This window comes from Streptomyces sp. NPDC054847, from assembly GCF_053610925.1.
This window is the reverse complement of record NZ_JBSGZJ010000719.1, coordinates 1-2,016: the sequence shown is the minus strand read 5'-3', so window position 1 is coordinate 2,016 and position 2,016 is coordinate 1. Positions and strand designations below refer to the sequence as shown.

Annotated in this window: 2 protein-coding genes; one reads left to right on the top strand and one right to left on the bottom strand. The window is 69.9% G+C overall.

Going from position 1 to position 2,016, the window contains the following annotated elements:
- Positions 1–300: 300 nt before the first annotated feature.
- Positions 301–1,152: a hypothetical protein gene (locus ACWGH4_RS34630; protein WP_453467824.1), complete on the bottom strand. Its 852-nt coding sequence runs from the start codon at positions 1,150–1,152 to the stop codon at positions 301–303.
- A gap of 71 nt (positions 1,153–1,223) precedes the next feature.
- Between ACWGH4_RS34630 and ACWGH4_RS34625 the strand changes: the two genes are divergently transcribed.
- Positions 1,224–1,793, top strand: coding sequence for a hypothetical protein (locus ACWGH4_RS34625; protein ID WP_453467822.1), 570 nt, complete (start codon positions 1,224–1,226; stop codon positions 1,791–1,793).
- The last annotated feature ends 223 nt before the right edge of the window (positions 1,794–2,016 follow it).

The window sequence follows — 2,016 nt, the reverse complement described above, 5'->3', positions numbered from 1 at the left end:
GTTTTCCGGTGGCGGGCGACAGAGCACAGCACCCGGGGCGCCAAGCGGGAGTTGTGCAACGTCCTGGCGGCCTTGGGCCGGTGGGAGGAACTGGCCACGGTCGCGGAGCGTTTTTGTGCTGCCGACGGTGAGCTGGCCACAAGGGATGCGCTCCGGTGTTCCAAGGTGCTGGCGAAGTGGGATCCGCAGGGCCGTCACCGCGCCTGCGAGGACGAGCTGCTTCAGGTGTTCGCGGACCGCATCGACCGCCGGTGGTGGGAGCACCGGGTGCAGGATCTCGTCGAGCGCCTCGGCGACCGCTCATCGGGCTCCGCCTCTCCTGCGGTGCAGGAACCCGTGGACGACGATCAGGAAACGCTGGTGCCGGCGGCGGTCTCCGCTCCCCCGGTGGCTCATGCGCCCAGCGAGGAGGAACTCCTCGTCGCCACCGCCAGTGGTGGGGCATGGTCCAGATCTGTGGCCTGGCACGCGCTGATCTCCCTGCTGTGGTCCCAAGGACGCCTTGCGGAAGGGGAGGCGCTCTTGCGTCAGGCGGCCGTCGCCGACGACGTGGCGGCCCGCGAACTGGTTCAGCTCCTGCGGATCACCGGCCGGCACGCAGAAAGCACGGTGTGGCACCGGGACGGCGGTGATCGTCATCGTCTCGATCTGCTGGTGAAGCAGAAGAATCTCGGTGAAGCGATCCGGCTGGTGGCGCAGAACGATCGTCTGCGCGGCGATCTGGTCGAGTTGTGCGCTGTCCACGGTTTGGTGGAGCAGGCCAGGACGTTGGCTGACGGATGGGCCGGCGAAGGCGACCCTTCCCCTGCCCTCGAGCTCTACCGGCGTGCCGGCGAGTGGGAACAGGTCCTGGCTGTCCTGCCGTTCAACGCACCGGCCGAGGTGCGCGCCAGGTCCATCGGGGAGGCCGACTACGGGATCGAGGCCCTGGTGCATCTGGGCCGTCCGGGTGAGGCGGAGCAGGAGGCGCAGCGCCTGTTCGAAGCGGGCAACGGCTGGTACGCGTTCGTGCTGGCGGACCTCATGGCGCGGCGGGACAAGGAGGACGAGGCCGAGAGGCTGCTCGAGAGGATTCGGCAGGGCGGCGCTACCCGCCATGCCGAGCGGGCGCGGGCTCAGCTCGGCAGACTGCTGAGCAGCCAGGGCCGCCACGTGGAAGCGATCCGCGTCCTGCTTGACCGGTCTCTCGAGAGGGGCCCGACACCACACCACCGACTGATCCGGTGGACCGGATCGCACTGGCCCGTGCACTGGCCGGCAGCGGCGCTCTCGACGAGGCGCTCCGGGAGCTCCGCACGCACTTGGAGGACTACCGGCCCTATTCCACGCATTCCGTCTGGCTCACCATGGCGGAGCTCCTCGACGGGTACGGTCGCGCGGTTGAGGTGCCGGAGATGCTCCGGGCGGCGGCGAGCGCGGACCCCGGCGCCCGCTACGTGCTGGCCCGGCGCTACCAGGCTGCCGGGCAGCATGATGCGGCGATCGATGTCCTGGCCGATCATCTTGCCGGGGAGCGGTCGTTTCATGACGACATGCTCTGCTCGGTCGCCCTGGCGACGTTGCTGCGCGATCAGGGGCGGGTGGACGATTCCCGGCTCGTTCTGTGGAGCACAGCCCACCTCAACTGGCTCGAGGGAGCCGGAGAGCTCATGCACCACGGCATGTGGAACGAACTGGACGACGTGGTCCGGGCGGTGGATGCCAGCGGCCTGGTCCTGCCGGACAACTTCCAGTACCTGCGCGGTCGTATCGTCCGCGACGACCTCGACCTCGATCCGGCTCGTGAGCCGTGACCACGACGCAGGCCGTGGACGGCGGGCGGAGTGCGCGAGGTCTTCCCGGCGCCTCGATGGCCGGGGCCGGCTGCTCCAGAGGTGGAACGGCGGGGCCGGCTCCCTTGGTGGGGAGCCGGCCCTTGGCGTGCGGTGCGGTGGTGGTGCCGGGTTGAACGGTGGCCGGGCTGCCGGTCACTTCTGCGGGTCGAGCACGACCGGGAGTTCCGCGAGGGCGCGGAAG